At 70.2% G+C, this 23,017-nt stretch carries 22 protein-coding genes; 10 read left to right on the top strand and 12 right to left on the bottom strand.

Translation table 11 applies throughout. The annotated features are described in order from the left end of the window. Nucleotide 1: 1 nt before the first annotated feature. Nucleotides 2-808: an SDR family NAD(P)-dependent oxidoreductase gene (locus AB0M02_RS18010; protein WP_364228076.1), complete on the bottom strand. Its 807-nt coding sequence runs from the start codon at nt 806-808 to the stop codon at nt 2-4. 76 nt (nt 809-884) lie between these two features. On the opposite strand from AB0M02_RS18010, the gene AB0M02_RS18005 reads away from it, so the two are divergent. Then, nucleotides 885-1,469: a TetR/AcrR family transcriptional regulator gene (locus tag AB0M02_RS18005; protein WP_364228074.1), complete on the top strand. Its 585-nt coding sequence runs from the start codon at nt 885-887 to the stop codon at nt 1,467-1,469. Here the strand turns inward: AB0M02_RS18005 and AB0M02_RS18000 are convergent. The 4 genes from AB0M02_RS18000 to AB0M02_RS17985 all read right to left on the bottom strand — a co-directional run bounded on the left by AB0M02_RS18000 (nt 1,459) and on the right by AB0M02_RS17985 (nt 5,799). Next, nucleotides 1,459-4,011 (bottom strand): family 78 glycoside hydrolase catalytic domain, encoded by a 2,553-nt coding sequence (locus tag AB0M02_RS18000; RefSeq protein ID WP_364228072.1) that lies wholly within the window; start codon nt 4,009-4,011, stop codon nt 1,459-1,461. The two genes, AB0M02_RS18005 and AB0M02_RS18000, sit on opposite strands and share 11 nt — an antisense overlap. After that, the gene (locus tag AB0M02_RS17995) at nt 4,008-4,217 is read right to left on the bottom strand and encodes a hypothetical protein (RefSeq protein WP_364228070.1); all 210 of its coding nucleotides are present in this window, start codon (nt 4,215-4,217) and stop codon (nt 4,008-4,010) included. The genes AB0M02_RS18000 and AB0M02_RS17995 overlap by 4 nt, the downstream gene beginning before the upstream one ends. A gap of 167 nt (nt 4,218-4,384) precedes the next feature. Next, nucleotides 4,385-4,975: a TetR/AcrR family transcriptional regulator gene (locus tag AB0M02_RS17990; RefSeq protein ID WP_364228069.1), complete on the bottom strand. Its 591-nt coding sequence runs from the start codon at nt 4,973-4,975 to the stop codon at nt 4,385-4,387. Next, nucleotides 4,972-5,799, bottom strand: a complete 828-nt coding sequence (locus AB0M02_RS17985) for a sugar phosphate isomerase/epimerase (protein WP_364228067.1) — start codon at nt 5,797-5,799, stop codon at nt 4,972-4,974. The genes AB0M02_RS17990 and AB0M02_RS17985 overlap by 4 nt, the downstream gene beginning before the upstream one ends. 127 nt (nt 5,800-5,926) lie before the next feature. On the opposite strand from AB0M02_RS17985, the gene AB0M02_RS17980 reads away from it, so the two are divergent. The 4 genes from AB0M02_RS17980 to AB0M02_RS17965 all read left to right on the top strand — a co-directional run bounded on the left by AB0M02_RS17980 (nt 5,927) and on the right by AB0M02_RS17965 (nt 10,735). Further along, nucleotides 5,927-7,207: a mannitol dehydrogenase family protein gene (locus AB0M02_RS17980; protein ID WP_364228065.1), complete on the top strand. Its 1,281-nt coding sequence runs from the start codon at nt 5,927-5,929 to the stop codon at nt 7,205-7,207. Beyond that, nucleotides 7,204-8,391, top strand: coding sequence for a family 1 glycosylhydrolase (locus AB0M02_RS17975; protein WP_364228063.1), 1,188 nt, complete (start codon nt 7,204-7,206; stop codon nt 8,389-8,391). The genes AB0M02_RS17980 and AB0M02_RS17975 overlap by 4 nt, the downstream gene beginning before the upstream one ends. A 1-nt stretch (nt 8,392) precedes the next feature. Continuing rightward, entirely contained in the window at nt 8,393-10,129 is a 1,737-nt protein-coding gene (uidA, locus tag AB0M02_RS17970; RefSeq protein WP_364228061.1) for a beta-glucuronidase, read from the top strand. Nucleotides 10,130-10,198: 69 nt separating this feature from the next. Beyond that, a complete protein-coding gene (locus tag AB0M02_RS17965; RefSeq protein WP_364228059.1) occupies nt 10,199-10,735 on the top strand; it encodes a gluconokinase in 537 nt (178 codons plus the stop codon). Here the strand turns inward: AB0M02_RS17965 and larC are convergent. The 3 genes from larC to AB0M02_RS17950 are packed head-to-tail and all read right to left on the bottom strand — an operon-like array spanning nt 10,702 to nt 13,422. Next, nucleotides 10,702-11,925, bottom strand: coding sequence for a nickel pincer cofactor biosynthesis protein LarC (larC, locus tag AB0M02_RS17960; protein WP_364228057.1), 1,224 nt, complete (start codon nt 11,923-11,925; stop codon nt 10,702-10,704). The genes AB0M02_RS17965 and larC overlap by 34 nt on opposite strands. Next, nucleotides 11,922-12,590, bottom strand: coding sequence for a nickel pincer cofactor biosynthesis protein LarB (gene larB, locus AB0M02_RS17955; protein WP_364228055.1), 669 nt, complete (start codon nt 12,588-12,590; stop codon nt 11,922-11,924). Before larB ends, larC begins: the two co-directional genes overlap by 4 nt. Next, nucleotides 12,583-13,422: an ATP-dependent sacrificial sulfur transferase LarE gene (locus tag AB0M02_RS17950; RefSeq protein WP_364228053.1), complete on the bottom strand. Its 840-nt coding sequence runs from the start codon at nt 13,420-13,422 to the stop codon at nt 12,583-12,585. Before AB0M02_RS17950 ends, larB begins: the two co-directional genes overlap by 8 nt. Nucleotides 13,423-13,539: 117 nt before the next feature. On the opposite strand from AB0M02_RS17950, the gene AB0M02_RS17945 reads away from it, so the two are divergent. Further along, nucleotides 13,540-14,628: a LacI family DNA-binding transcriptional regulator gene (locus AB0M02_RS17945; RefSeq protein ID WP_364228051.1), complete on the top strand. Its 1,089-nt coding sequence runs from the start codon at nt 13,540-13,542 to the stop codon at nt 14,626-14,628. Here AB0M02_RS17945 and AB0M02_RS17940 read toward each other — a convergent pair. Continuing rightward, on the bottom strand, nt 14,529-15,758 hold the full coding sequence (locus AB0M02_RS17940; RefSeq protein WP_364228049.1) for a lactate racemase domain-containing protein: 1,230 nt from the start codon (nt 15,756-15,758) through the stop codon (nt 14,529-14,531). The two genes, AB0M02_RS17945 and AB0M02_RS17940, sit on opposite strands and share 100 nt — an antisense overlap. Before the next feature lie 100 nt (nt 15,759-15,858). Between AB0M02_RS17940 and uxaC the strand changes: the two genes are divergently transcribed. The 3 genes from uxaC to AB0M02_RS17925 are packed head-to-tail and all read left to right on the top strand — an operon-like array spanning nt 15,859 to nt 19,375. Then, on the top strand, nt 15,859-17,271 hold the full coding sequence (uxaC, locus tag AB0M02_RS17935; protein WP_364228048.1) for a glucuronate isomerase: 1,413 nt from the start codon (nt 15,859-15,861) through the stop codon (nt 17,269-17,271). 17 nt (nt 17,272-17,288) lie between these two features. Beyond that, nucleotides 17,289-18,092 (top strand): SDR family NAD(P)-dependent oxidoreductase, encoded by an 804-nt coding sequence (locus AB0M02_RS17930; RefSeq protein WP_364228045.1) that lies wholly within the window; start codon nt 17,289-17,291, stop codon nt 18,090-18,092. Further along, nucleotides 18,089-19,375, top strand: coding sequence for an MFS transporter (locus tag AB0M02_RS17925; protein WP_364228042.1), 1,287 nt, complete (start codon nt 18,089-18,091; stop codon nt 19,373-19,375). The genes AB0M02_RS17930 and AB0M02_RS17925 overlap by 4 nt, the downstream gene beginning before the upstream one ends. A 62-nt stretch (nt 19,376-19,437) precedes the next feature. Here the strand turns inward: AB0M02_RS17925 and AB0M02_RS17920 are convergent, their stop codons facing one another. The 3 genes from AB0M02_RS17920 to AB0M02_RS17910 are packed head-to-tail and all read right to left on the bottom strand — an operon-like array spanning nt 19,438 to nt 22,142. Then, the gene (locus tag AB0M02_RS17920; RefSeq protein WP_364228040.1) at nt 19,438-19,635 is read right to left on the bottom strand and encodes a ferredoxin; all 198 of its coding nucleotides are present in this window, start codon (nt 19,633-19,635) and stop codon (nt 19,438-19,440) included. 36 nt (nt 19,636-19,671) lie between these two features. Then, the gene (locus tag AB0M02_RS17915) at nt 19,672-20,904 is read right to left on the bottom strand and encodes a cytochrome P450 (RefSeq protein ID WP_364228037.1); all 1,233 of its coding nucleotides are present in this window, start codon (nt 20,902-20,904) and stop codon (nt 19,672-19,674) included. A gap of 44 nt (nt 20,905-20,948) precedes the next feature. Next, the gene (locus AB0M02_RS17910) at nt 20,949-22,142 is read right to left on the bottom strand and encodes an FAD-dependent oxidoreductase (protein WP_364228035.1); all 1,194 of its coding nucleotides are present in this window, start codon (nt 22,140-22,142) and stop codon (nt 20,949-20,951) included. A 132-nt stretch (nt 22,143-22,274) separates the two neighbouring features. Between AB0M02_RS17910 and AB0M02_RS17905 the strand changes: the two genes are divergently transcribed. Further along, nucleotides 22,275-22,991 (top strand): TetR/AcrR family transcriptional regulator, encoded by a 717-nt coding sequence (locus tag AB0M02_RS17905; RefSeq protein WP_364228032.1) that lies wholly within the window; start codon nt 22,275-22,277, stop codon nt 22,989-22,991. Nucleotides 22,992-23,017: the final 26 nt, after the last annotated feature.

Raw genomic sequence — 23,017 nt, 5'->3', positions numbered from 1 at the left:
CTCAGGCGGTGGTGCCGCCGTCGGCGAGCAGGGTGCTGCCGGTCATGAACGCCGACAGGTCCGAGGCGCAGAAGAGTGCGACCCGGGCGATGTCGTCCGGGACGCCGGGCCTGCCGATCGGGCCGGTCATCATCAGCGCCATCTGGGCGAGTTGCTCGGCGGGGACACCGGCGGCCGTCGCGGCGGCGATGTTGCCTTCCGTGGGGACGTGGCTGGGGGCCACACCGAGGACCCGGATGCCCAGCGGCGCCAGCTCCAGGGCCAGTTCCCGGGTGAGGCCGCGGACGGCGTGCTTGGAGGAGACGTACGCGGCCAGGCCCGGCGCGCTGCCGCGGAACCCGGCGGTGGAGGCGATGTTGACGATGACGCCGCCGCCGGTCATCCGCCGGGCGGCCTCGCGGGAGCCGACGAAGGTGCCGCGGGCGTTGACGTCGAGCACCTTGTCCCACACGTCGTCGCTCATGTCGAGCAGCGGCACGCTGGGGAAGATGCCGGCGTTGTTGACCCAGATCTCCAGGCCGCCGAACTCGGTGATCGCGCGGTCGGCGACCGCGCTCACCGATGCGCTGTCGGTGACGTCGAGGGCGACCCCTACGGCGCGTACGCCGTGCCGCTCGGCGATGTCTTCGGCGGCCTTGACGGCGAGGTCTTCGTCGATGTCGCCGATCACCACGTCGGCGCCGGCTTCGGCCAGGCGCAGGGCGATGGCCTTGCCGAGGCCGCGTGCTCCGCCGGTGACGGCGGCGCGGCGGCCGGCCAGGGAAATGAGGTCGGTCAGGGACTTGTGGGAGACGTCAGCTGTGGACATGGACCGAGGCTAGATCCCGAATCCGCGAATGGCAACACTATGTAAACATTAACGGGCGCGCTAAGGTCCACACCTGATGACCGAACCGAACCGGCCCACCCGTGGCATCCAGCGAGGCCCGCGCAGCATCCAGGTGATCGAGAGCGTCCGCGCCGCGACCCTGGCGGAGCTGTCGAGGACCGGGTTCGCCGGCCTCACCATCGACGCCGTGGCCAAAGCGGCCGGCGTGAGCCGCCCGACGATCTACCGGCGCTGGCCGTCAAAGGCGGCGCTACTGCAGGCGGTGGTCGAACCCTTGCTCGAAACCTACGACGCCGATCCTGACACCGGCTCGGTCACCGGTGACCTGCTCGCGCTGATGATGCTGATCCGGGAGAACGTGGCCCGGCCCGAGGGCCACGCGATGATCACAGCGGCCACCACCGGCGCCACTGAACTACGCGATCTGGTGCGCACCGCGAACGCGCGCACCCTCGCCGCGTTCCACCGCGCACTGCAAAACGCGGTGGAACGCGGCGAGCTCAGCCCCGCCAGCGACGTGCCGGTCATCGCCCATGTGCTGTTTCAGGCTGTGGTCATGTGGGAGCCGGCGCACGGCAACCCGCCGTCGGACCCGGATCTGTCCCGGATCCTGACGGCGGTGCTCACACCTACGGCTTGACCGGCCGATACTCGACGTGTCGCCCCGGACGGGCGTCCAGCCGCTCGCCGTCCGGGAAGACGATCTCCGCGGTGGCGCCCTCGGGCACCTCGACCTCGACGAGCAGTTCCCCGTCCGCCAGCCGCCAGCTCACCGTGATGAGACCCTGTGGGCTATCGAACGTGCCCCGTGCCCAGCCGATCCGCTCGTCCGGCACGGGCGCGACGACGAAACGTTCCCACGCGATGGAGCCGGGCGCCTGCCGCAGACCCAGGGTGTGGGTGTGCAGGAAACGGATCACCGCGCCTTTGCTGTAGTGGTTGAGCGAGGCGGTCGCGGTGCCGTCGGCGCTGACCCCGTCCCAGTCCTCCCAGATCGTGGTGGCGCCGCGGTCCAGCATGCCCAGCCACGACGGTGAAGTGCGTTGCAACAGCAGGTCGTAGGCGACGTCGGCGTGACCGGTGTCGGCCAGCACCGGCAGCAGGTCGGCGGTGGACAGGAACCCGGTGCCCAGATGCGTTCCGGCGGCACGGATCAGCGCGACCAGCTCGCCGGCGAACGTCGCTTGCAGCTCCTGCGGCACCAGGTCGAAGGCGAGCGCCCGGACGTAGAAGGCCTGCCTGCGCTCGCCGCCGTCGAGGAACTCCGTATGCCAGGCAGCGCGAACCTGCTCGGCGATGCCGGCGTACCGGGCAGCCTCCTCGTCGCGACCGAGCACGGCCGCGACCTCGGCCAGGGTCCGCACCGACCGGTACAGGTACGCCGTCCCGACCTCACCCTTGTCCGCCATGAACCACGCCATCGGGTTGGCCGCCGGCCCCGGATCGCCGGGTTCCAGCCACTCACCCCAGTGGAACGACCCGTCCCAGAGATACTGCTCGTGCGGCAGCGGCTCGGCGCTGCGTTCCACCCGCGATGGATGACGGGCGTCGCGGGCCTTGCCCAGCGCCCACTCGACCCACCGGACCATGGCATCGACGTTCTCGGCCAGGACTTGGCGGTCGCCGTACGTCTCGTAGAGCACCCAGGGCACCGTGACGATGGCGTCGCCCCAGCCGGCGGAGCCGGTGATGTGGCCGGCCTCCAGGTTGTCGATCACCTTGAGGCGTGCGTGGTCGGGGGAGGTGTTGACGATGCGGCCGTCGTCGAGCTGGTCGTCGCGCACCGAACGCAGCCATTTACGGCTGAACCCGTCGACGTCGTACAGGCGGGCCGCCGTGGGAGCGAAGACTTGATAGTCGCCGGTCCAGCCGAGACGCTCGCGGGTGGGGCAGTCGGTGGGGACGTCGACGGCGTTGCTGCGGAAACTCCAGTCGGCGATCTCGTGCAGCCGGTTGATGTCGTCGTCGCCGCAGGTGAACGTGGCGGTGCGCGGCAGGTCGGTGTGCACCACCTGCATGACCAGAGCATGCGGGTCCAGGGGCACGTCACCACGGCTGATCCGGGCGTACCGGAAGCCGTGCACGGTGTGCCGGGGCTCGAACACATCCCCGGGTGTTCCGGCGGAGACGACCTGGTCGCGTTGCACGAACGGGCTCGGCGGCTGTCCCGGCTTCGCGCTGTCCAGGTGTGAGGTGGTGAGGTCGCCGGTGGCGTCGAGGTGTTCGCCGTGGTCGATGACGGTACGGGTGCCGGCCGGGCCGAGGTCGGACAGCCGGATCCAGCCGGCGGCGTTCTGGCCGAAGTCGGCGATCCACGAGCCGTTCGCGTGGCGCTGGAGCGAGCGTGGGCGCACCTGCTCGATCCGGCGCACCGGCGGGGCGGGTGAGACGTCGACCGGCGGGGCGGTGACCGCGTCGACGAGCACCGGCGCCGGTGTCGGCGCGGCGTAGGTGAAGTCGGTGGTCTGCCCGTTCATCAGGTCCGCGGCCGTGACGGCGCTGGGCTGGGAGGTCCAGTCACCGCCGGACCGCACGACCTGCGTACGGCCGTCGGTGTAGCGCAGGTGCAGCTCCACGCGGGCGGCGGTGCGCTCGCCCCACGCGCCGGGTTTGCGCCAGGTGCCGTTCATGCCGCGGTACCAGCCGTCGGACAGCAGCACCTCGACGGTGTTGTCGCCGGGATGCAGGGCGGCGGTGACGTCGTAGGCCTGGGCGTACAGGGTGTCGGCGTAGGAGGTGGCGCCGGGGGTGAGCTCGGCGTCACCGGCGCGGTCGCCGTTGACGAAGGCCTCGTAGACGCCGAGCGCGGTGGCGTAGAGCCGGGCGCGTGCCACCTCACCGGTCACCTCGAAACGGCCGTGCAGCGTGTAGGCGGGTCGCTGCCCGAGCGGTGGCGTGGTGGTTTCGGCGGGGGAGATCCAGGATGCGGTCCAGTCCTGGTCGAGCAGACCCACCTCGAAGGTGTGCCAGGGCGAGTCGCCGACCTGCCATTGGACCGTCTGGCCGCTGGTCAGGTCGCGCCAAGGCCAGGCGACGAACAGGTGTTGCGATACGGTGGCGGCCGGCATCGCGACGCCGTCGACGCGGGCGTGCACATGCCAGGTGCTGCCGCGACCGGGTTTCCAGGACAGCTGGGGCCGGGCCGAAGGCACGTCGATGCGCAGGTCGTAGGGGGTGGTCACCGTGAGGTCTCCTCGATCGGTACGGGGGTGCCACGGGTGACGCCGTTGGTGTTGAACGTGTCGACGGCGACCCAGTAGGCGTGTCCCGCATTGAGTGAACGCAGGTCGAGTGCGGTGGCGTCGTCGACCTGCCAGCAGTGGTAGAGCTTGTCGGAGGCAGTCCGTAGCGGACGTTGTAGCAGCGTGCCCCCTTGAGGGCCGGCCAACTGATGTGCGGTGAGCGGGTCGGTACCCCGGCCGAGACCTGTGCCGCGGCGGGCAGTGGGCCGCTGCCGAGGCCGACGACCCGCAGCCCGCAGACGGCGAAGGCGGAAACGGTGCGGGGACATCGCCGGTGTCGATGAACCGGCGTCCGGGCTGCAGATCAGCCGGGTCACGGCAGACCCCTGCGCAGCTGGGTCAGGCAGTCGGTCAGCAGGTCGGCCAGATCCGTGTCGGTGGTGCTCTGCGCCCAGTGGGCCACCGAGGTGCTGATCGCGGTGACAGCCGCGCCGGCGAGCAGGTTCGCGAAGGTGGCGGCGTGCACTTCGGTGCTGGTCCGCTCGCCGATGGCCCGGGCGAGGGAGAGTCGGCTGTGCTCCAGCACCACCAGGTTCTGCGCCAGCATGGCTGGGTTGTCGCTGATGACCCGCATGAGAGTGGCGAAGACGGTGCGGTCGCCGCACATCTGCGCGACCGCCGGCGGCAGTACCGCCAGCAGACAGTCCCAGGTCGGCTCCTGCGCGGGCCGCGCCCGGATCTGGTCGGCCAGAGTCAGATGCTGCTGGGCCAGTTCGTCGAGGATCGCCTCCTCGCGGTTGCGGAAGTGGTACCGGAAGGTTCGCGGCGCCATGTCGGCGGCCGCGGACACCGATTCGGGTGTCACCGCGTCCAGGCCCTGTTCCAGCATCATCGACCATGCGGTGCGGCTCAGCGTCGCCCTGGTCGCCGCCTTCTTGCGTTCCCGAAGTCCCGGCTGGGTCACGGCATCGCCCTTTCTCGCAGGTACCGCACTGACTCCCCGATCGCGGTGAGCGGGTCGGCCGCGTGATCGAACTCGATCACGTGCAGGGGTACGTTGCCAGCCACGTCCAGAGCCGCGGCCACGCCCAGTTCACCGGCACCGACCGGCCGCTGCCCGAGCAGCGCGGCGTCGTAGCTCGCCGCCGACACGAACGGGTCGGCGACAACCGAGCCGTCCTTCACGTGCACCGCGTGGACCCGGGACCCGAGCCGCTGCAGCAGTGCGGGAAGGTCCTGTCCGGCGAGCGCCGCCCAGTAGAGGTCGACCTCGAGCAGCACCGACTCGTCGAGCAGGGAGACGAAGTATTCGTATGCACTGACATCGTCGAAGCGCTGGTGGAACTCGAAGGAATGGTTGTGGTGGCCCACGCGCAGTCCGAAGCCGGCCGCTGTCTCGGCGGCGGCATTGAGCCGGGCGGCGGTGGCCGCCACGTCTGCGGGCGTGCGCCAGCGTTGCGGTGACGTCATCGGGTCGAAGACGACATGGGCACCTACGGCCCGCACCGCCGCGAAGGTGATCGCGGGTGGCGGAAGCGGCACGAGATGCCCCTGGTACTCGATCTCATCGGACAGCAGCGGCGCGTGCGCGGTGGGTGCCGCGAGGCCGTGCCGGGCGAGGGCAGCCGCCAGTTCGTCGGGCCGGTCGAACACCGTGTAGGGCTCGACAGCGTCGATGCCGAGAGCCGCCAGCCGGGCGAGTGTGCCGTCGAGGTCGGCGGCGAGCTGGTCGCGCACGCTGTAGAGCTGCACTGACAGCCGAGGGCCGCGGGCAGCGTGTTCTGTCATGCCCCCACCATCGCTCTTGGTTGCAAAATTTGCAACATTGCCGTGGAGGCAAGCATTATCGGGTGATGGTCGACAACAAGCGGCAACCGATTGACCGGCTCGCCGGCGCACGGCTCAGATGAACGCCATGAGCCCCCTTCTCTCCCGAACCACGCCGGGTGATCGGCCGGAGCGGATCGTGCACCTTGGTCTCGGCGCGTTCCACCGCGCTCACCAGGCCTGGTATACCGACCGCGCCGCAAACGCCGCCGACTGGGGCATCGTCGCGTTCACCGGCCGTAGCGTCGGGCTCGCCGAGCGGTTGACCGCGCAGCAGGGCGTCTACACGCTCGTCGAACGCGCGCCGGAGGGCGACCGGTTCGCCACCGTCGCCAGCATCGTGCGGGCCGTTCCCGGCACCGACACCCTGGAGCTCACCCGGATGCTGGGCCAGCCGCGGACGGCGCTGCTCACCCTCACCGTCACCGAGGCCGCCTACCGGCTGGCGCCGGGCGGCGGCCCCGACCTGTCCGATCCCGCGGTGGTCGCCGACATCGAGCTACTGAGAGCTTTCTTCCGGGTACGGGTGGGGCATGGCGCCACGGTTCCCGGCACGGTGCTCGGCCGTACCCTGATGGGTTTGGAAGCGCGCCGCCGGGCCGCCGCGCCGCCGCTCGCGATCGTGCCGTGCGACAACCTCGCCGCGAATGGCGAAGCCGTGCGGCTCGCCCTGGAGACGCTCGCCGAACAGGTCTCACCCGAACTGCGCGACTGGCTGCCCACCGGCATCTCGGTGGTCTCCACGTCGGTCGACCGGATCACCCCGCGCATCACCGCGGAGGAGACCGGCCGGGTGCAAGCCGCTACCGGCCGGCGTGACGAAGCGCCGGTGGTCACCGAACCGTTCGCCGACTGGGTGCTCTGCGGCGACTTCCCGTCCGGCCGTCCGGCGTGGGAGAGCGCCGGCGCCCGGTTCGTCGACGACATCGGACCGTGGGAGACCCGCAAGTTGTGGCTGCTCAACGGCGCGCACACCCTGCTCGCCGCCACCGGGCTCGGGCGGGGACACAGCACGGTCGCGCAGGCGTTCACCGACCCGGCCTGCCGCGTGCAGGTGGAGGCGCTGTGGGACGAGGCCTGCCGGCACCTGCCCGACCTTCAGCTCGACGACTACCGCTCCGCGCTCGCCGACCGGTTCAGCAATCCCCGTATCGAGCACCGCCTGGCACAGATCGCCGAGGACGCGCTCACCAAGCTGCGCCTGCGCATCGTCCCGGTCGCCCGGCTCGAACGCGCCGCCGGCCGACCCGCCACCGGGTGCGCGACAGCGATCGCCGCCTCCGGTTTCGACCTGACCGAGATCGACCCGCGGCTCGCCGCGGACGACGCCTTCCGCACCACCGTGCAACAGATGAGGACCCTGCGATGACCACCTTTCCCGACGGCTTCCTCTGGGGCGCGGCCACCGCGCCGCACCAGATCGAAGGCAACAACGTCAACAACGACTTCTGGGCGGCCGAGGGCGCGATGCCCGGCATGGAACGCAGCGGCGACGCCTGCGACAGCTACCACCGCTACGCCGAGGACATGCGCCTGCTCGCCGACGCCGGCCTGAACTCCTACCGGTTCGGTATCGAATGGGCGCGCATCGAACCCGAGCCCGGCCTGATCTCCCGGGCCGAACTCGCCCACTACCGGCGCATGATCGACACCGCCCTCGACCTCGGGCTGACGCCGGTCGTCACCCTGCACCACTTCACCAACCCGCGCTGGTTCGCCGCCGAGGGCGGCTGGATGGGGGAGCGGGCGATCGACCGGTTCCGCGCCTACACCGAGACCGTCACCGGCATCCTCGACGGGGTGCCGTGGGTCTGCACCATGAACGAACCCAACATGCTCGCCATCATGACGATGATGGCCCGGCTCGCCGCCTCCGGCGAGTGGCAGAGCCCGACCGTCGACACCGGCGAGCGCCCGGTGCTGCCCAGCCCGGACCCGGCGATCGGCCGCCGGCTGGTCGAGGCCCACCATGCCGTCCGCGACATCGTCCGGGAGCGGACCGGCGCCAAGGTCGGCTGGACCATCGCCAACCAGGCCCTGGTGGCCCGGCCCGGTGGTGAGGAGAAACTGCGCGAGGTCCGGTACGCTCGGGAGGACCTGTACCTGGACGGCGCCAAGGGCGACGACTTCGTCGGCGTGCAGTCCTACTCCAGCATGTGGGTGAACGAGAACGGCATCGAGCCGCACCCGGTGCACCCGGACAACACCCTGGTCGGCACCGCATACCGGCCGGACGCGCTCGCCATGGCGGTCCGTCACACCTGGGAGCGCGCCGAAGGCGTGCCGATCGTGGTCACCGAGAACGGCATGGCCACCAATGACGACGAGCGCCGCATCGCGTACACGAAGGCAGCTCTGGAAGGCCTCGCCGAGACCGTCGCCGATGGTGTGGACGTGCGCGGCTACCTGCACTGGAGCCTGCTCGACAACTACGAATGGGGCCACTGGGCGCCCACCTTCGGGCTGATCGCCGTCGACCGCGAGACGTTCGTGCGCACCCCCAAGCCGAGCCTGGCCTGGCTCGGATCCATCGCCCGCCGGAACGGAATCTGACATGCTCAAGCCCCGCCCCACCGCCACCCGCGAGCAGATCAGCCTCGACGGACTCTGGCACTTCTCGGTCGGCGACGCGTTCGACCCGGACACCACGCTCGAAGCGGCCGTCCCGGCCAGCTACAACGACCTTTTCACCGACCCGGCGATCCGCGACCATGTCGGCTGGGCCTGGTACCGGCGCACCGTCCGGGTGCCGCGCGGCTGGACCGGTGAGCGGATCCTGGTACGCGTGGAGGCCGCCACCCACCACGGCCGCGTCTACGTCGGCGACACCTTGGTGGCCGAACACGTCGGCGGATACACGCCATTCGACGCCGACATCACCGACCTGGTCGCCGCCGGCGCCGAGTTCGCACTCACCATCGCCGTGAACAACGAGCTCACCGAGACCACCATCCCGCCCGGCACGATCACCGTCGACCAGGCAGGCCGCAAGCGGCAGCAGTACCAGCACGACTTCTACAACTACGCAGGCCTGCACCGGTCGGTGTGGCTGCACAGCATCCCGCGGTTGCACGTCACCGACGTGACCGTGACGACCGCGCTCGACGGGAGCGTCTCCTACGAGGTCCTCACCAGCGAGCCTGCCGACGTGCGGGTGCGGATTCTGGACGCCTCCGGCGCGGTCGTCGCCACCGGCGTGGACGGGGTCGCCACGATCGACAGCCCGACCCTGTGGAAACCGGGTGCCGGATACCTCTACACCCTGGAAGCCTCGATCGACGGCCACGACGTCTACCTCCAGCCGTTCGGTGTGCGAACCGTCGAGGTACGCGGGACCGATTTCCTGATCAACGGGGAGCCGTTCTACTTCACCGGGTTCGGCAAGCACGAGGACACCGCCGTGCGCGGCAAGGGCCACGACGACGCGTATCTCGTCCACGACTTCCAGCTGCTCGACTGGATCGGCGCGAACTCGTTCCGAACCTCGCATTACCCGTACGCCGAAGAGGTCATGGACTTCGCCGACCGGCACGGCATCGTCGTCATCGACGAGACGGCCGCCGTCGGCCTCAACCTGGCCGTCGTCTCCGGGCTGACCGGCGCCCCGCCACGACCCACCTTCTCCGCCGAGACGTTCGGTGACGACACCCGGGCCGCGCACGCCCAAGCCATCACCGAGCTGATCGCCCGGGACAAGAACCACCCGAGTGTCGTCATGTGGTCGCTGACCAACGAGCCCGCCTCCAACGAGGACGGGGCCCGCGAGTATTTCGAGCCGCTGGTGAAGCTGGCACGCACCCTCGATCCGACCCGGCCGCTGACCTATTCGGCGGTCATGTTCGCTACCGCAGCCAACGATCAGATCGCCGACCTGTTCGACGTGCTGTCGATCAACCGCTACTACGGCTGGTACATCGCCACCGGTGACCTGGCCACCGCCGAGCAGTACCTCGAGCAGGATCTGCGGGGCTGGCTGGCCCGCTTCGGTAAACCGATCATGATGAGTGAGTACGGCGCCGACACCCAGGCAGGCCTGCACTCGATCTGGGACACCCCGTGGACCGAGGAATACCAGTCGGCGTTCCTGGCCATGCACCACCGCGTCTTCGACCGCATCGACGGGTTCGTCGGCGAACACGTCTGGAACTTTGCCGACTTCCAGACCTCACACGGCATCCACCGCGTCGACGGCAACAAGAAGGGCGTGTTCACCCGCGACCGCCGCCCCAAGGCCGCCGCCCAGGAGCTGCGCCGCCGCTGGCGCGAACTGGGCCACCGCAAACCGGCCTGATCGATCCACCGGCGGCGCGGGACCCCCTCGCCCGTGCCGCCGGCCCGCCACCTGATCAAGGAGCTATTCATGTCGCAGGCCATCGTGGTGATGGGAGTGTCCGGGAGCGGCAAGTCCACCATCGGAACCCTGCTCGCCGCAGCCATCCCCGGTGCTGTCTTCATCGACGCCGACGACCTGCACCCGGCGGCCAACAAGACCATGATGGCGGCCGGTATACCTCTCACCGACCAGGACCGGGAGCCGTGGCTGCACACGTGCGCCGTCACGGTCGCCGCCGAACGCGCGGCCGGCCGTCCGGTCGTGCTGGCCTGCTCGGCGCTGCGCCGCCGCTACCGCGACCTGCTCACCGCGGGTGCCGGCCCGCTGCACTTCGTCCACCTGCGCGCCGGCACCGAGTTGCTCACCGACCGGCTGACCGCCCGGCAGGGGCACTTCATGCCGGCCGGGCTGCTGAACTCACAGCTGGAGACATTGGAAGAGCTCGAACCCGATGAGACGGGCATCGTCGTCGACGTCCACGCCGCGCCCGCAGAAGTGGTCCAACGGCTGCTCGCACGATGGGACCGCCGTCAGCCAAGCGCCAGCTTGCCGCCGGGGGCATAACCCGCGGCAGCCGCGGCTGACAGGGCTTCCTGCAACACCACACGCTCGGGCAGCCCCAAGCCACGGGCGAGCTCGGCGACGTCGTCGAACTCGGGCATGGCCTGGACGATCACACCGTGCCGGTGGCCCACCTTGACCGGGATCGATCCGTCGCGGATCTGCACCGTCACGAAGAGCCGGTCCAGCGCGGTCTTGCGCCTCGGTGATGCGCGGATGCCGAGCGTGCTGGTGTGCTCGAACATGTGGTCCCGCAGGCGATCCGCCCGGTCCGGCGCGCAGAGCACGCTGAGGGTGTGCGCGGGGCGGCCCTTCTTCATCACGATCGGCGCCAGCCACGCGTCTGCGGCGCCGTGCTCCATCAGGCCGGTGAGCACACCCGGCCACAGCCGCGGATCGAGGTCATCGACGTTGCACTCCAGCAGCACGGCCTGCTCAGTCCCGGCATCGGCCGCCATTCCCACGCCGGTCAGGGGCGCAACGCTGATCAGGACGCGTACGACGTTGGCCCGGTCCGGGCGGTCCCGTCCGCCGGCGCCGACGCCGACGGTGTCGAGCGTCATCGGGGGAAGGTCCTCGCACACCGGGGCGAGGGCCCGGATCAGCGCCATGCCGGTTGGGGTGGCCAGTTCACCCGGGCCGCCGGCCGACACCTGCCAGCCGCGCGCGAGTTCCGCGACGGCAGGCACCGGCACGGGCAACCGGCCGTGGGCTCCCCGGACGTGGCCGGAGCCGACGGCGACCGGACCGCAGGAGACCGAGGTGACATCGAGGTCGTGCAGCGCCGCGCACACGCCGACCACATCGGCGATGGCGTCGAGCGCACCCACCTCATGAAAGTGCACATCGCCGGCGGTGACGCCGTGCACTCGCGCTTCGGCCTCGGCCAGGCGGGCGAAGACGGCTGTGGCCCGCTCACGTACCGCGGTGGGAAGGTCGGCGCCGGCCAGCAGGGTCCGGATCGACGCCCATGTGCGGTGCGGCGGGCTCTCGGCGTGAGCGTCGACGTGAGCCTTGCAGGCGCGCAGACCCGCCCGGGTGACCTCAGTCGTGCTGACGCGCACCGATTCCGGCACCACCACGTCGATCGCTGACTGCACCGCGCCGATGTGGGCGCCCGCGTCGAGCAGCGCTGCGAGCAGCATGTCACCGGCAACCCCGGCGGACGCGTCGATCCAGGCGTGCCGGGTCACGATGCTGGGTCCGCGGCGATCTGGGCGGCCAGGTGACCGGCCCCGTAGCCGTTGTCGATGTTCACCACGGCGACCCCCGGCGCGCAGGCGTTCAGCATGGTCAGCAGCGGCGCGAGACCGCCGAACGCGGCGCCGTAGCCGACCGAGGTCGGCAGGCCCACGACAGGTGCTGCGACCAGGCCCGCGACGACGCTGGGCAGAGCCCCGTCCATCCCGGCGGCCACCACCACCGCCCGGGCCCGGCGCAGCAGGTCGACACGGGCCAGGATGCGGTGCAGCCCGGCCACTCCGACGTCGACCACCAGTTCGGTGGGGCGGCCCAGGTAACGGGCGGTCAGTTCGGCCTCCCGGGCGGCGCGCAGGTCGGAAGTTCCGGCGGCGACCACCACGACCAGGCCACCGGTGGCCGGTGGGACAGTAGGCGGCCAGGCCAGCAGGGCGGCGTCGGGTTCATGGCGGGCGTCCGGCAGCTCGGCCAGGACCGCGGCGGCATGGTCCTGGTCGGCCCGGGTGAACAGGGTGACCACGTCGGGGCGCTCGCGGACCGCGGCGGCGATGCCGGCGACCTGGGCCGGGGTCTTGCCCGCGCAGTAGACGGCTTCCGGGTAGCCGCGCCGGGCGGTCCGGTCCCAGTCGAGATCGGCGTAGCCGAGGCTGTCAGACACCGGCGATCTGCACCAGCGGCAGGGTGAACGCGCCGGATTGGATGCCGGCGACGTCCAGCGCGGCGAACCGGAACCCCGCGTCGAGGACGGCGGCGTGCACGGCATCACGCAGCGGGCCGCTGACCGCTGTGGGCAGGTCGTCCGGTGGTAGTTCGATGCGGGCGACGTCGCCGTGGTGTCGCACGCGCAGGTCGGTGAAGCCGAGCCGCCGCAGGCCGGCTTCGGCCCGCTCGATCTGCGCGAGCTTCGCCGGAGTCACGTCGCTGAAGTGCGGTATCCGCGACGCCAGGCACGGCGCGGCGGGCTTGGCGGCGCTGGAAAGACCACAGGCGGCGGCGAGGCGGCGCACGTCCGTCTTGGCGAGGCCGAGTTCGGCCAATGGCCGCAGCACCCGGTGTGCGGTCGCCGCTCGGGCGCCGGGCCGGTCGGGGCGGCGCGCGTCGTCGGCGTTCTCCCCGTACGCGACCGCGTCCACCCGGTACTCGGCGAGAACGTCGTCGCTGATGCGCGTGAACAGCTCGTCCTTGCAGTGGAAACATCGGTCCGGGCCGTTGCGCTGGTAAGCGGCCCGGTCACCTTCGTAGGTCACCACTTCGACAACCGGAACCCCGATATGCCGGGCGGTGTCGTGCGCGACGGCCCGTTCGTGTCCCGGCAGACTCGGCGAGACCCCGAGCACAGCGATCACCCGATCCCGGCCCAGCGCCCGTGCCGCGAGCGCCAGCAACAGCGATGAGTCGACACCACCGGAAAAGGCCACCGCCAGCCTGTCGACTCCGGTCAGCAGCTCGCCGAGCCGGCCGACCATGACCTCGACCTCCGTGCCGCCCATTCTTGATCCTCCTCCGTCGCCGGTTCCCAGCTCACCGCACTCACCGCAGGCTGGCAAGCGGTTGCCAAATGTTGCGCTGCGAGATAGCGTCCCGCTCCCGGGAAACAAGGGGGAAACATGGCGGATGCGGCGGCGAAGTCTCCGACCATCTACGACGTGGCCCGTGCCGCGGGTGTCGCTTCCTCCACGGTGTCGCGGGCGTTCGCCCGGCCCGGCCGGGTCAACGCCGAAACCGCCGAACGTATCCGGGTGGTCGCCGCGGAACTCGGCTACCGCACTAACCCACTCGCCCGCGCCCTGCCCACGGGCCGCACGTCGATGATCAGCCTGGTCATCTCGGACGTGACCAATCCGTTCTACAACGAAATCATCCGCGGCGCGCAGGCGGCGGCGACCGAGGCCGGTTACACGATGATGCTCACCGACGCGCAGGAGTCCGGCGCGAAGGAACGCGAAGCCTTGGAACGGGCCGTCTCTCTGGTGGATGGGATCGTGCTGGCCACCTCACGGATGTCGGACTCGGCGATCCGGATGATCGCCAAGCAGCGGCCGGTGATCGTGCTCAACCGGGCTGTCGCCGATGTGCCGAGCGTGGTCACCGACAACCCTCGCGGTATGCGCCGGGCCGTGGAACACCTGGGCGAACTCGGTCATGAGCGGATCACCTACGTGGCCGGGCCGGAAGCGTCCTGGGCCGACGGCACCCGCTGGCGCTCGCTGCGCGAAGCCGTCCACGAACTCGATATGCACGCGCACCGCATCGGCCCGTACGAGCCCACCGTGGCCGGCGGCGTAGCGGCAGCCGCCGAACTGGCCCGGCATCCCACCTCCGCGGTGATCGCCTACAACGACCTGATGGCGATCGGCCTGATCCGCGCGCTGACCGTGGCCGGCGCGCGGGTGCCCGAGGACGTCAGCGTCGTCGGTTTCGACAACATCTTCGCCGCCGAGCTCGTCACCCCGGCCCTGACCACGGTCGCCGCGCCGCTACACGCGATGGGGCAGACCGCGGTGCGTAACCTGCTGGCCCTCACCCGCGGCGCGCGACCGACCTCGCACGCGCCGGTCAGCCTGCCCGCTCAGCTTGTGGTGCGGGCGTCGACCGCTCACCGCAGGCGGAACAACACCTCCCCGGCCTGGGGCACCACGAAGGTCTCCGGGTCGCCGGCCAGAGCCTCCACGTCGACCGCCGCCGGATCGAGGTAGTCGAGGTTCGCCGCCCGGACCACCGGCTCGGGGATGCCGGTGGCGAAGGTGACGGTGACGCGGGGACGTTCACCGTGTTCCGGATCCCAGGTGCCGGCGCCGCGAAGGTGGGTGGAGTGCGCGAGGACTCCCCAGTGGTGGCCGGCGAATCGGTCCCACTGCTTCACGAAGTAGTCGCGGCAGTGGTAGCCGAGCTGCTCGATCTCCGGGTGCATCTGCGAGATCCGGGTGATGTGCGGCGCATAGATGATCACCTGGCCGCCGTCGGCGACGATCGGCTCGACCTTGTAGAAGCCTTTCGCCCCGGTCCACATGTCGTCGTATTTCTCCGGGATGATCGACAGCACCCGCCGCACCGGCGTGTCCAGGTAGCGGACGTGAGTCTGCGCCGAAACGTCCGCGCAGGCAGCCCACGCCTGCTCGGGCGGCCCGAACGCCGCCGCGTGCAGGGCACCCGTGCCGGACTGCACGACCAGGCACAACGCCAGCCGGCGGGCCGGGATCAGAGCGGCGGCCTCGTCGATCAGCGCCCGGACCGGGGTGAGCCCGCGGGTGCCGATGATCGCGGCGCTGCTGATCAGCGCGCCCAGCCAATGCGAGAAGTCGATGATCTCCTGCCCGGCGACCCCCGGAAAGAAATACTTGTTGCCGCCGGAGAAGCCGACCACCTCGTGCGGGAACACCGGCCCGATCACCAGGCACACGTCGTGCTCCACCACGGCCCGGTTCAGGGTGACGTCGACCGGCTGCCGCATCCGGCCCTCGGACAGCTGCGCCACCCGCTCGGCGGTGATGCCGCCGAGCGAGACCAGCGTCTCGGGCACCCACCACTCGTGGTTGCGCACCTCAAAGCCCGGATAGGGGCCACCGAGGTGCCGGTCCAGATGTTCCGGTGTCATCGGTGCGTGCGTGCCGAGCGCGATCAGGACCGTGACCGCTGCGGCTCGACCGTGCAGTGCCTCGTGCACAGCGCCCAGCAATAGCGGGAGCGGGCAGCTCCGGGTGGCATCCGGCACGATCACGCATACCCGCTGGCCGTCGAGGTCCTCGTCCGCGAGGCGGGCCAGCACGAACGCGCGTACCTGCGCGTCGGTGAGGACCTGCCCGGCGGCACCGATGATGTTCTCCATGAGCGCACCGTGCGCTCACCACCGGTCCGGCCGCAACAACGCCGTGCAACAGATGGCAACTCTTTGCCACGCGGCCGAAACAATCCGCACGCTCAGCGGCATGGCAACGGACCCCACCCTGAACCCGCACCCCGACCGGCTGCTGCCCGCCGCGGAGCCGGCCCGGTCGATCGCGCGGCGTCTCTACCAGACGGTCCGCGACCTGCCGATCATCTCCCCGCACGGCCACGTCGACCCCCGCATCCTCGCCGAGAACACCCCGTTCACCGACCCCACCGCCCTGTTCCTGCAGCCCGACCACTATGTGACCCGGCTGTTGCATGCCGGCGGTGTGCCGCTCAGCGACCTCGGCGTCGGGCAGGGACCACTGCCCGAACCGCAGGCCCGCGCGGCGTGGCGGCTGCTCTGCGCCAACTGGCGGTTGCTGGCCGGCACCCCTGTGCGGTACTGGCTGGAGACCGAGCTCTCCGAGGTCTTCGGAATCACCCGCCGGCCCAGCGTGGCCACCGCCGACGCCATCTACGACCAGATCGCCACCGTGCTGACTCGCGACAGCCACCGCCCCCGGGCGCTGCTCGACCACTTCAAGATCGACTTTCTGGCGACCACCGACGACCCCGCCGACTCCCTCGATGCGCACGCCACGCTGGCCGCCGCCCCGGACCTGACCACGCGCATCGTCCCGACGTTCCGGCCCGACCGCTTCCTGGAGCCGGCCCGCCCCGACTGGATCGCCGCCGTGAAGGAACTCGGGGAAGCCGCCGACCTCGACACCGGCTCCTATCCCGGCTTCCTCGCCGCCCTCGAGCATCGGCGGCGGGTATTCCGGGCGCACGGGGCGGTGTCCACCGACCACAGCCACGCCGACGCGGTCGCCGAACCCGCCGACGATGCCGCCGGCCTCTATCGCAGGGCATTGACCGGCGAGATCACCGCAGCCGAGGCGACCGCATTCCGCCGCCACATGATCTTCGAGATGGCCCGCATGTCCTGCGACGACGGCCTGGTCATGACCCTGCACCCGGCCATCCGCCGCAACCACCACCCGCCCACTCTCGCCGCGTTCGGCGCCGACACCGGCCACGACATCCCCACCACCGTCGAGTTCACCCGGGCGCTGCAGCCGCTGCTGGCCCGGTACGGCACCCACCCGGGTTTCCACCTCGTGCTATTCACGACCGACGCCAGCGTCTACAGCCGGGAGATCGCCCCGCTCGCCGGGTTCTACCCCTCGGTGTACGCCGGCGCGCCGTGGTGGTTCCTCGACAACCCGTCCGCCATCCGCGGATTCCAGCAGGCGGTCACCGAGATCGCCGGCTTCTCCCGGCTGTCCGGCTTCATCGACGACACCAGAGCGTTCTGCTCCGTCCCGGCCCGCCACGACATGGCCCGCCGCCTCGACGCCGGCCACCTCGCCGAACTCGTAGCCGCCCACCGGCTCGACGAGGACGAGGCCCACGACATTCTCACCAGCCTGGTGACCAAGCAGCCCACGCACGTCTTCAAGCTCTGAAATCGCAGGAGACACATATGAAAATAGCCGCCAAGACGGTGGTGGTCACCGGTGCCGGCAGTGGCATCGGCCGAGAGGTCGCGCTCGAAGCGGTACGCCGCGGAGCACGGGTCGCCGCCGTCGACCTCAACCCGGACACCCTGGCCGACACCGCCCGGCTCGCCGACGGCCACCTGTCCACGCACGTCGCCGACATCACCGACCGCGCCGCCGTGCAGGAACTACCCGCGAAGGTGGAAGCCGAGCACGGTGGTCCCGCCGATGCTCTGGTGCACTGCGCCGGCATCATCCAGCCATTCGTCACGCTCACCGATCTCGACTACGACGCGATCGACCGGGTCTTCGCCGTCAACTGGCAAGGCACACTGCACCTGGCCAAGACGTTCCTGCCCGTGCTGCACGACCGGCCCGAGGCCCACCTGGTCAACATCTCCAGCATGGGCGGTTTCCTGCCCGTGCCCGGACAGATCATCTACGGGGCCTCCAAAGCAGCGGTCAAACTGCTCACCGAAGGCCTGCACGCTGAATGCGCCGGCACGAACGTCCACGTCACCGTGGCCTTCCCCGGAGCTGTGGCCACCAACATCTCCGCCAACTCCGGCGTGGCACTCCCCGGGGCCGGCGGTGACTCCACAGCCGCAAACCACACCATCACCACACCCCAGCGCGCCGCCCGCGAGATCCTCGACGGGGTCGAGGCCAATGCCTACCGCGTACTGGTCGGCCGGGACGCCCGGCTGATGGACCGGATGTACCGCCTGAGCCCGCAGCGGGCCGCACGCCTCATCACCAGCAAGATGCAGGAGTTGATCAAAGGATGACCGTGGAATCAGCACCCAGCGGACCCGCCGGCGTCGACGAGCCGCAGCCGCTGACCAAGGTCAGCGGCCGCTACATCTTCTGGATGATGGCCGCCAACTTCGGCGTCTCCATGGCCTTCATCGTGCCGATCGCGTTCTCCCTCGCGGTCCGTATCGACGAACTGGCCCCCGGGCGAGAAGAGGTCCTCGGCTACGTCACCGGCACGGCCCAGGCCGTGTTCCTGATCCTCAGCCCGCTGGTCGGTGTATGGAGTGACCGGACCCGCAGCCGGTTCGGCCGCCGCCGGCCCCTCATGCTCGCCGGCGCGGTACTCGGCCTGGCCGCCCTGGTCGCCATCGCGGTCGCACCAACCCTGCTGCTCGTGGGCGCCGCCTGGATCCTGGCGATGCTCGGCTGGGCCACCGTCTCGCAGCTCATCCTCAGCATGCAGGCCGACCGCATCCCGGAGGAGCAACGGGGCAGAATCTCCGGCTTCACCGGCCTGACCGGCCAGATCGCCCCGATCCTCGGTGTCGGCGTGACATCGCTGGTCAGCGGCAGCACGTTCCTCGTCTTCGTCCTGCCCGGCCTGATCGGCGCGGCCCTGCTCGCCGGTTTCCTCGTCGCGGGCAAGGAACCGGACAGCCGTTCCCTGCCCGCCCCCGCCCCGGTGTCGGCACGCAGCCTGCTGTCCAGCTACGTCTTCGACCCCCGCAAACACCCCGACTTCGGGTGGAACTGGCTGGGCCGCCTCACCTTCTTCATGGGCCTCTACTTCAACACCACGTTCAGCACCTTCTTCTACGCCCAGCGACTCGACCTGCCCGTGCGGGAGGTGGCCGGCACCGTCGCCCTGATCGGCGTGATCGGTGTCCTCGCCGCGGCCGCCGGAGCGCTCGGCGGTGGCTACCTCTCCGACAAACTGCGGCGCCGGCGGCTGTTCGCCCTCATCGGCTCACTGTTCTTCGTCGTCGGCGCGGTCGTCGAAGCGTTCGCCTACTCGTTCCCCATGCTGCTCATCGGATCGGTGCTCATGCAGCTGGCCATCGCCTTCTTCAGCGCCGTCGACCAGGCGATCGTGCTGGCCGTGCTGCCCAGCCGCGAGGAGGCCGGCCGCTACATCGCCGTGGTCCAGTTCGCGCACAAGCTGCCCAGCGCCATAGCGCCCCTGCTGGCCCCGTTCATCATCGCCATCGGCGCCAGCGGCGGCGAGAAGAACTACACCCTGCTCTACCTGACCGGTGCGGTCCTCGCGCTGATCGGCGGGCTGATCGTTTTCACCCGTATCAAGTCCGTGCGCTGACATCGACGCCCGACAGTGGCGTGGCCGGGACGACCCCGGCCACGCCACTGTCGGCATGGTGTTCAGTCGTCCTGGATGGTGATCGCCAGCGCGGGACAGACCGCAGCAGCCTGATGCACATCACCGGCCAGCGCGGCGGGCGGTTGCGCATCCAGCAGAACGGCGATGCCGTCCTCATCCCGCTGATCGAACACGTCTTCGGCGGCGACGACGCACTGGCCGGACGCTACACACTTCTCCTGGTCGAGAACGACCTTCATGAGTTCCTCTTCTCTCGATGTGCCGGTGCCGTCGGGCTACCAGGTGACGGGCAGTTCGTAGACGCCGTAGACCGCGCCGTCGTGCTTGAACGGGATCTCGTCCACCGGGGTGGCCAGGCGAAGGCCCGGAATCCGGCGGTAGAGGGTGCCGAAGACGACCTGCAGCTCCATCCGCGCGAGCGGCTGTCCGAGACACTGATGCACGCCGAAGCCGAAGGCGATGTGGTGCCGGGCGTCCCGGTCGACGTCCAGCCGGTCCGGATCGGTGAAGACCGCCGGATCCCGGTTGCCGATCTCGGTAGGCATCAGGATGCCGTCACCGGCACGGATCGTCTGCCCGTTGATCTCGATGTCGGCGGTGGCGACCCGGCTACGGCCGTTGTGCGTGATGTTGAGGTAGCGCAGCAGTTCTTCCACTGCGGAGGCGACGACCTTCGGGTCGCCGGCGTCGCGGATCCGGGCGAGCTGGTCGGGGTGTTCCAGCAGGGCCACGGTGCCGAGGGCGATCATGTTCGCCGTCGTCTCGTGCCCGGCCAGCAGCAGCAGTGTCGCGATGCCGGCGGCATCGGAACGGGTGAGCTCACCTGCGGCTATCCGCGGCACCAGACCCGACAGCACATCCCCGGCCGGTTCGGCGATCTTCTGCTCGATGAGGGCGTGCAGGTATTCGTAGAGTGCCTTGAAGGCGGCGCCCCGCTGTTGCGGTGTGACCGCGAGGCTGATCAGGTCTTTGCTGTTCTGCTGGAAGAAGCCGTGGTCGTCGTAGGGCACACCGAGCAGGTCCGAGATCACCAGAGACGGCACCGGCAACGCGAACGACTCGACCAGGTCGACCGGCTTCGGCCCGGCGAGCATGTCGTCGATCAGCGTGTCGACGATGCGCTGCACCGCCGGGCGCATCGCCTCGATCCGTTTCACCATGAACGGGGCGGTGACCATGCGCCGCAGCCGGGCGTGTTCGGGATCGTCCATCAGGATGAACCCGAACGACGCGTTGCCCTGATCGGCGCTGCGGGTCGGGCTGGGGTAGCCGGGACGGCTCGCGTCGGCGCTGACCCGAGGGTCGGCGAGCAGGCGCCGCTGGTCGTCGTAGCGGGTGACCACCCAGGGAGTGGACCCGTCCCAGATCCTACGTCGCGCCAGGGGTCCTTGCTGCTGAAGGTCCTTGAGGCCGGGTGCGGGGTCGAAGGGGCATCCAGCGGCGCGGGGCATGGGGAATTCGGGTTCCGCCGCCGGTGTCGTGGTGCCGTCGGAGAAAGCTGTGGTCATGGTTTCCTTTCCAGGGTGGCGCGCCCTGCTGTGCACGGCGTCGTTCAGGTAAGGGCGGCTGGGGTGTGCACGCTGTGCCCGGGGCCGAGAAGCTGCCGGTGCAGGCGGGTCTGTTTGGGCATGTTCCAGCCGAGGACCGCTTCGGGCTCGCCGTTCCGCTGATAGAGCACGACGAAACGGCCACCGGCCAGATCACCGTCGAGGACGGTCACGTCCGCGTCGGGTGCCGGTGTCCCGTACACCTGGATCTTGATGCCGAACTGGTCGGTCCAGAAATAGGGCACCGGAGTGTATGCCGCCTCAGCGCCGAGAATGTTCGCCGCCACCAGGTCGGCCTGTTCGCCGGCGTTGGTCCGGTTCTCCAGCCGTACCGTCGCCGCCAGCGTTTCGTGGTACCAGCGGCACACATCTCCGACGGCGTAGATGCCGTCGGCCGCCCGGCATCGCGCGTCGCAGACAACGCCGTCGTCGAGAACGAGGCCGCTGCCGGCCAGCCAGCCGGTCGCCGGAGCCGCACCGAAGGCGACGACGGCCACATCCGCCGGCAGAACCTCACCGGACTCCAGGCGCACTCCCGTCAACCGGGCCGACTCGGATGTCAGCGCGCTGACCGCGGCGCCGGACCGCATCCGAACCCCGCGACCGGTATGCAACTCGCCGAGGAGCCGGCCGACCAGCGGACCCAGCTGCGCGGCCATCGGCGTCGTCTGCGGCCCGACCAGGGTGACCTCGTGACCCATCTCCCGCGCGGTGGCCGCCACCTCCGTGCCGAGCACCCCGTCACCCACGATGGCCACCTGCCGCACGCCCGCAAGCTCCGCGCGCAACGCCAGGGCGTCATCGAGGGTTCGCAGAACGTGTGCTCCGCTGGTGGTGGCCTGTCCCGGCAACGTCCGCGGCTGAGCACCCGTCGCCAGAACGATCGCCTCGGCGCTCAGACTTCGCCCCGAAGCAGTCACGACGCGCCGTTCGGCGGTGTCGAGCGTCACGGCGGGATCGTCGAGCAGGAACGTCGCATCAAGCGTGGACAGCGCTTCTCCGGGACGCAGATGGGATCGGGCCGGCTCCCAGGCGCCGGAGAGGATTTGCTTCGACAGGGGCGGGCGATCGTACGGCGGATGTCGCTCCGCGCCGAGCACGGTCACCGGTCCCGTGTACCCACGCCGCCGCAGGCTGGCCAGGGTGGAGAGTCCCGCCGCGGAAGCGCCGACCACCAGAACGTCGGCGGGGCTACTCACGTGTCAATCCAGCAGATGCCGACCGCAGCCTGCGCGGGCGCCGGATCCACTAGTGACTCGTCAACGGGCCATGCCCGGACCGCGGGCCACCGCGGATCAGCGATCAAGGCCGAACCAAGTTGATCCGTTGTCATGTACCCAGCGTCCAGTTCGCCGGAACTGTCGGGCAAAGGGTTGCCATGTGTTGCACTGCGAAGTTCCGCAAGCCGGGCCGAGGCGATGAGTGGCGGTTCTACCCGCGATGGGAGAATCGGCGCCGTGCCGGACCGGGACATGGGGGACAAGCAGACGCGCCGTCGCGGGCTGGTACTCGAGGAGGCGATCCTGGAAGCCGCCTGGTCCGAATTGGCCGAACGTGGGTGGTCCGGCTTCACCGTCGAGGGCGTTGCGACGCGATCCGGTGCCGCGAAGTCGGTGATCTACCGGCGGTGGAGTGGGCGTGTCGAGCTGGCTCAGGCTCTGCTGGCCCGAGCGCAGGCGACAGCTCTGGGCACCCTGGAATCCCGCGGCGATCTGCGCACCGACCTGCTGACGATTCTGCAGGACATGACCCGGTTCATGCGAGGGCCGTTCGGTGACGCCTCCCGCGGGATCGCCATCGAAGGCGACCCGAGTCACCATGCCAGTGTCTTCAGCGGCAAGATCCTGGTAGCGGCTGTCGGTGAGTTGATCGAGCAGGCACGCACCCGCGGCGAGGTCACCGGATCGCCGTCTTCGCTGGCGCTCAACATCGGCCATGCCGTCGTGATGTGGGAGTTCACCCATACCCGCCGGGCACCGACGAGCGACGACCTCGCGCAGTTCGTCGACACGATATGGCTGCCGGCGATCCGGCACTCATCGACCTGACGAACCGTGGGCGCCGTGACCCTCGC

It is taken from the genome of Actinoplanes sp. NPDC051861 (assembly GCF_040681145.1).
In the GTDB taxonomy this organism is placed as follows: Bacteria; Actinomycetota; Actinomycetes; order Mycobacteriales; family Micromonosporaceae; genus Actinoplanes.
This window is presented reverse-complemented; position numbering and strand designations above follow the sequence as displayed.

Excerpts from the sequence above, each read along its gene's own strand:
- AB0M02_RS17920 (WP_364228040.1), bottom strand. The coding sequence starts at position 19,635 with ATGAAGGTCGTTCTCGACCAGGAGAAGTGTGTAGCGTCCGGCCAGTGC.
- AB0M02_RS17965 (WP_364228059.1), top strand. The coding sequence starts at position 10,199 with ATGTCGCAGGCCATCGTGGTGATGGGAGTGTCCGGGAGCGGCAAGTCC.
- AB0M02_RS17905 (WP_364228032.1), top strand. The coding sequence starts at position 22,275 with ATGTACCCAGCGTCCAGTTCGCCGGAACTGTCGGGCAAAGGGTTGCCA.
- uidA (WP_364228061.1), top strand. The coding sequence starts at position 8,393 with ATGCTCAAGCCCCGCCCCACCGCCACCCGCGAGCAGATCAGCCTCGAC.
- AB0M02_RS17980 (WP_364228065.1), top strand. The coding sequence starts at position 5,927 with ATGAGCCCCCTTCTCTCCCGAACCACGCCGGGTGATCGGCCGGAGCGG.
- AB0M02_RS17945 (WP_364228051.1), top strand. The coding sequence starts at position 13,540 with ATGGCGGATGCGGCGGCGAAGTCTCCGACCATCTACGACGTGGCCCGT.
- uxaC (WP_364228048.1), top strand. The coding sequence starts at position 15,859 with ATGGCAACGGACCCCACCCTGAACCCGCACCCCGACCGGCTGCTGCCC.
- AB0M02_RS17975 (WP_364228063.1), top strand. The coding sequence starts at position 7,204 with ATGACCACCTTTCCCGACGGCTTCCTCTGGGGCGCGGCCACCGCGCCG.
- AB0M02_RS17915 (WP_364228037.1), bottom strand. The coding sequence starts at position 20,904 with ATGACCACAGCTTTCTCCGACGGCACCACGACACCGGCGGCGGAACCC.
- AB0M02_RS18005 (WP_364228074.1), top strand. The coding sequence starts at position 885 with ATGACCGAACCGAACCGGCCCACCCGTGGCATCCAGCGAGGCCCGCGC.
- AB0M02_RS17985 (WP_364228067.1), bottom strand. The coding sequence starts at position 5,799 with ATGACAGAACACGCTGCCCGCGGCCCTCGGCTGTCAGTGCAGCTCTAC.
- AB0M02_RS18010 (WP_364228076.1), bottom strand. The coding sequence starts at position 808 with ATGTCCACAGCTGACGTCTCCCACAAGTCCCTGACCGACCTCATTTCC.
- AB0M02_RS17930 (WP_364228045.1), top strand. The coding sequence starts at position 17,289 with ATGAAAATAGCCGCCAAGACGGTGGTGGTCACCGGTGCCGGCAGTGGC.
- AB0M02_RS17940 (WP_364228049.1), bottom strand. The coding sequence starts at position 15,758 with ATGGAGAACATCATCGGTGCCGCCGGGCAGGTCCTCACCGACGCGCAG.
- AB0M02_RS17925 (WP_364228042.1), top strand. The coding sequence starts at position 18,089 with ATGACCGTGGAATCAGCACCCAGCGGACCCGCCGGCGTCGACGAGCCG.
- AB0M02_RS17950 (WP_364228053.1), bottom strand. The coding sequence starts at position 13,422 with ATGGGCGGCACGGAGGTCGAGGTCATGGTCGGCCGGCTCGGCGAGCTG.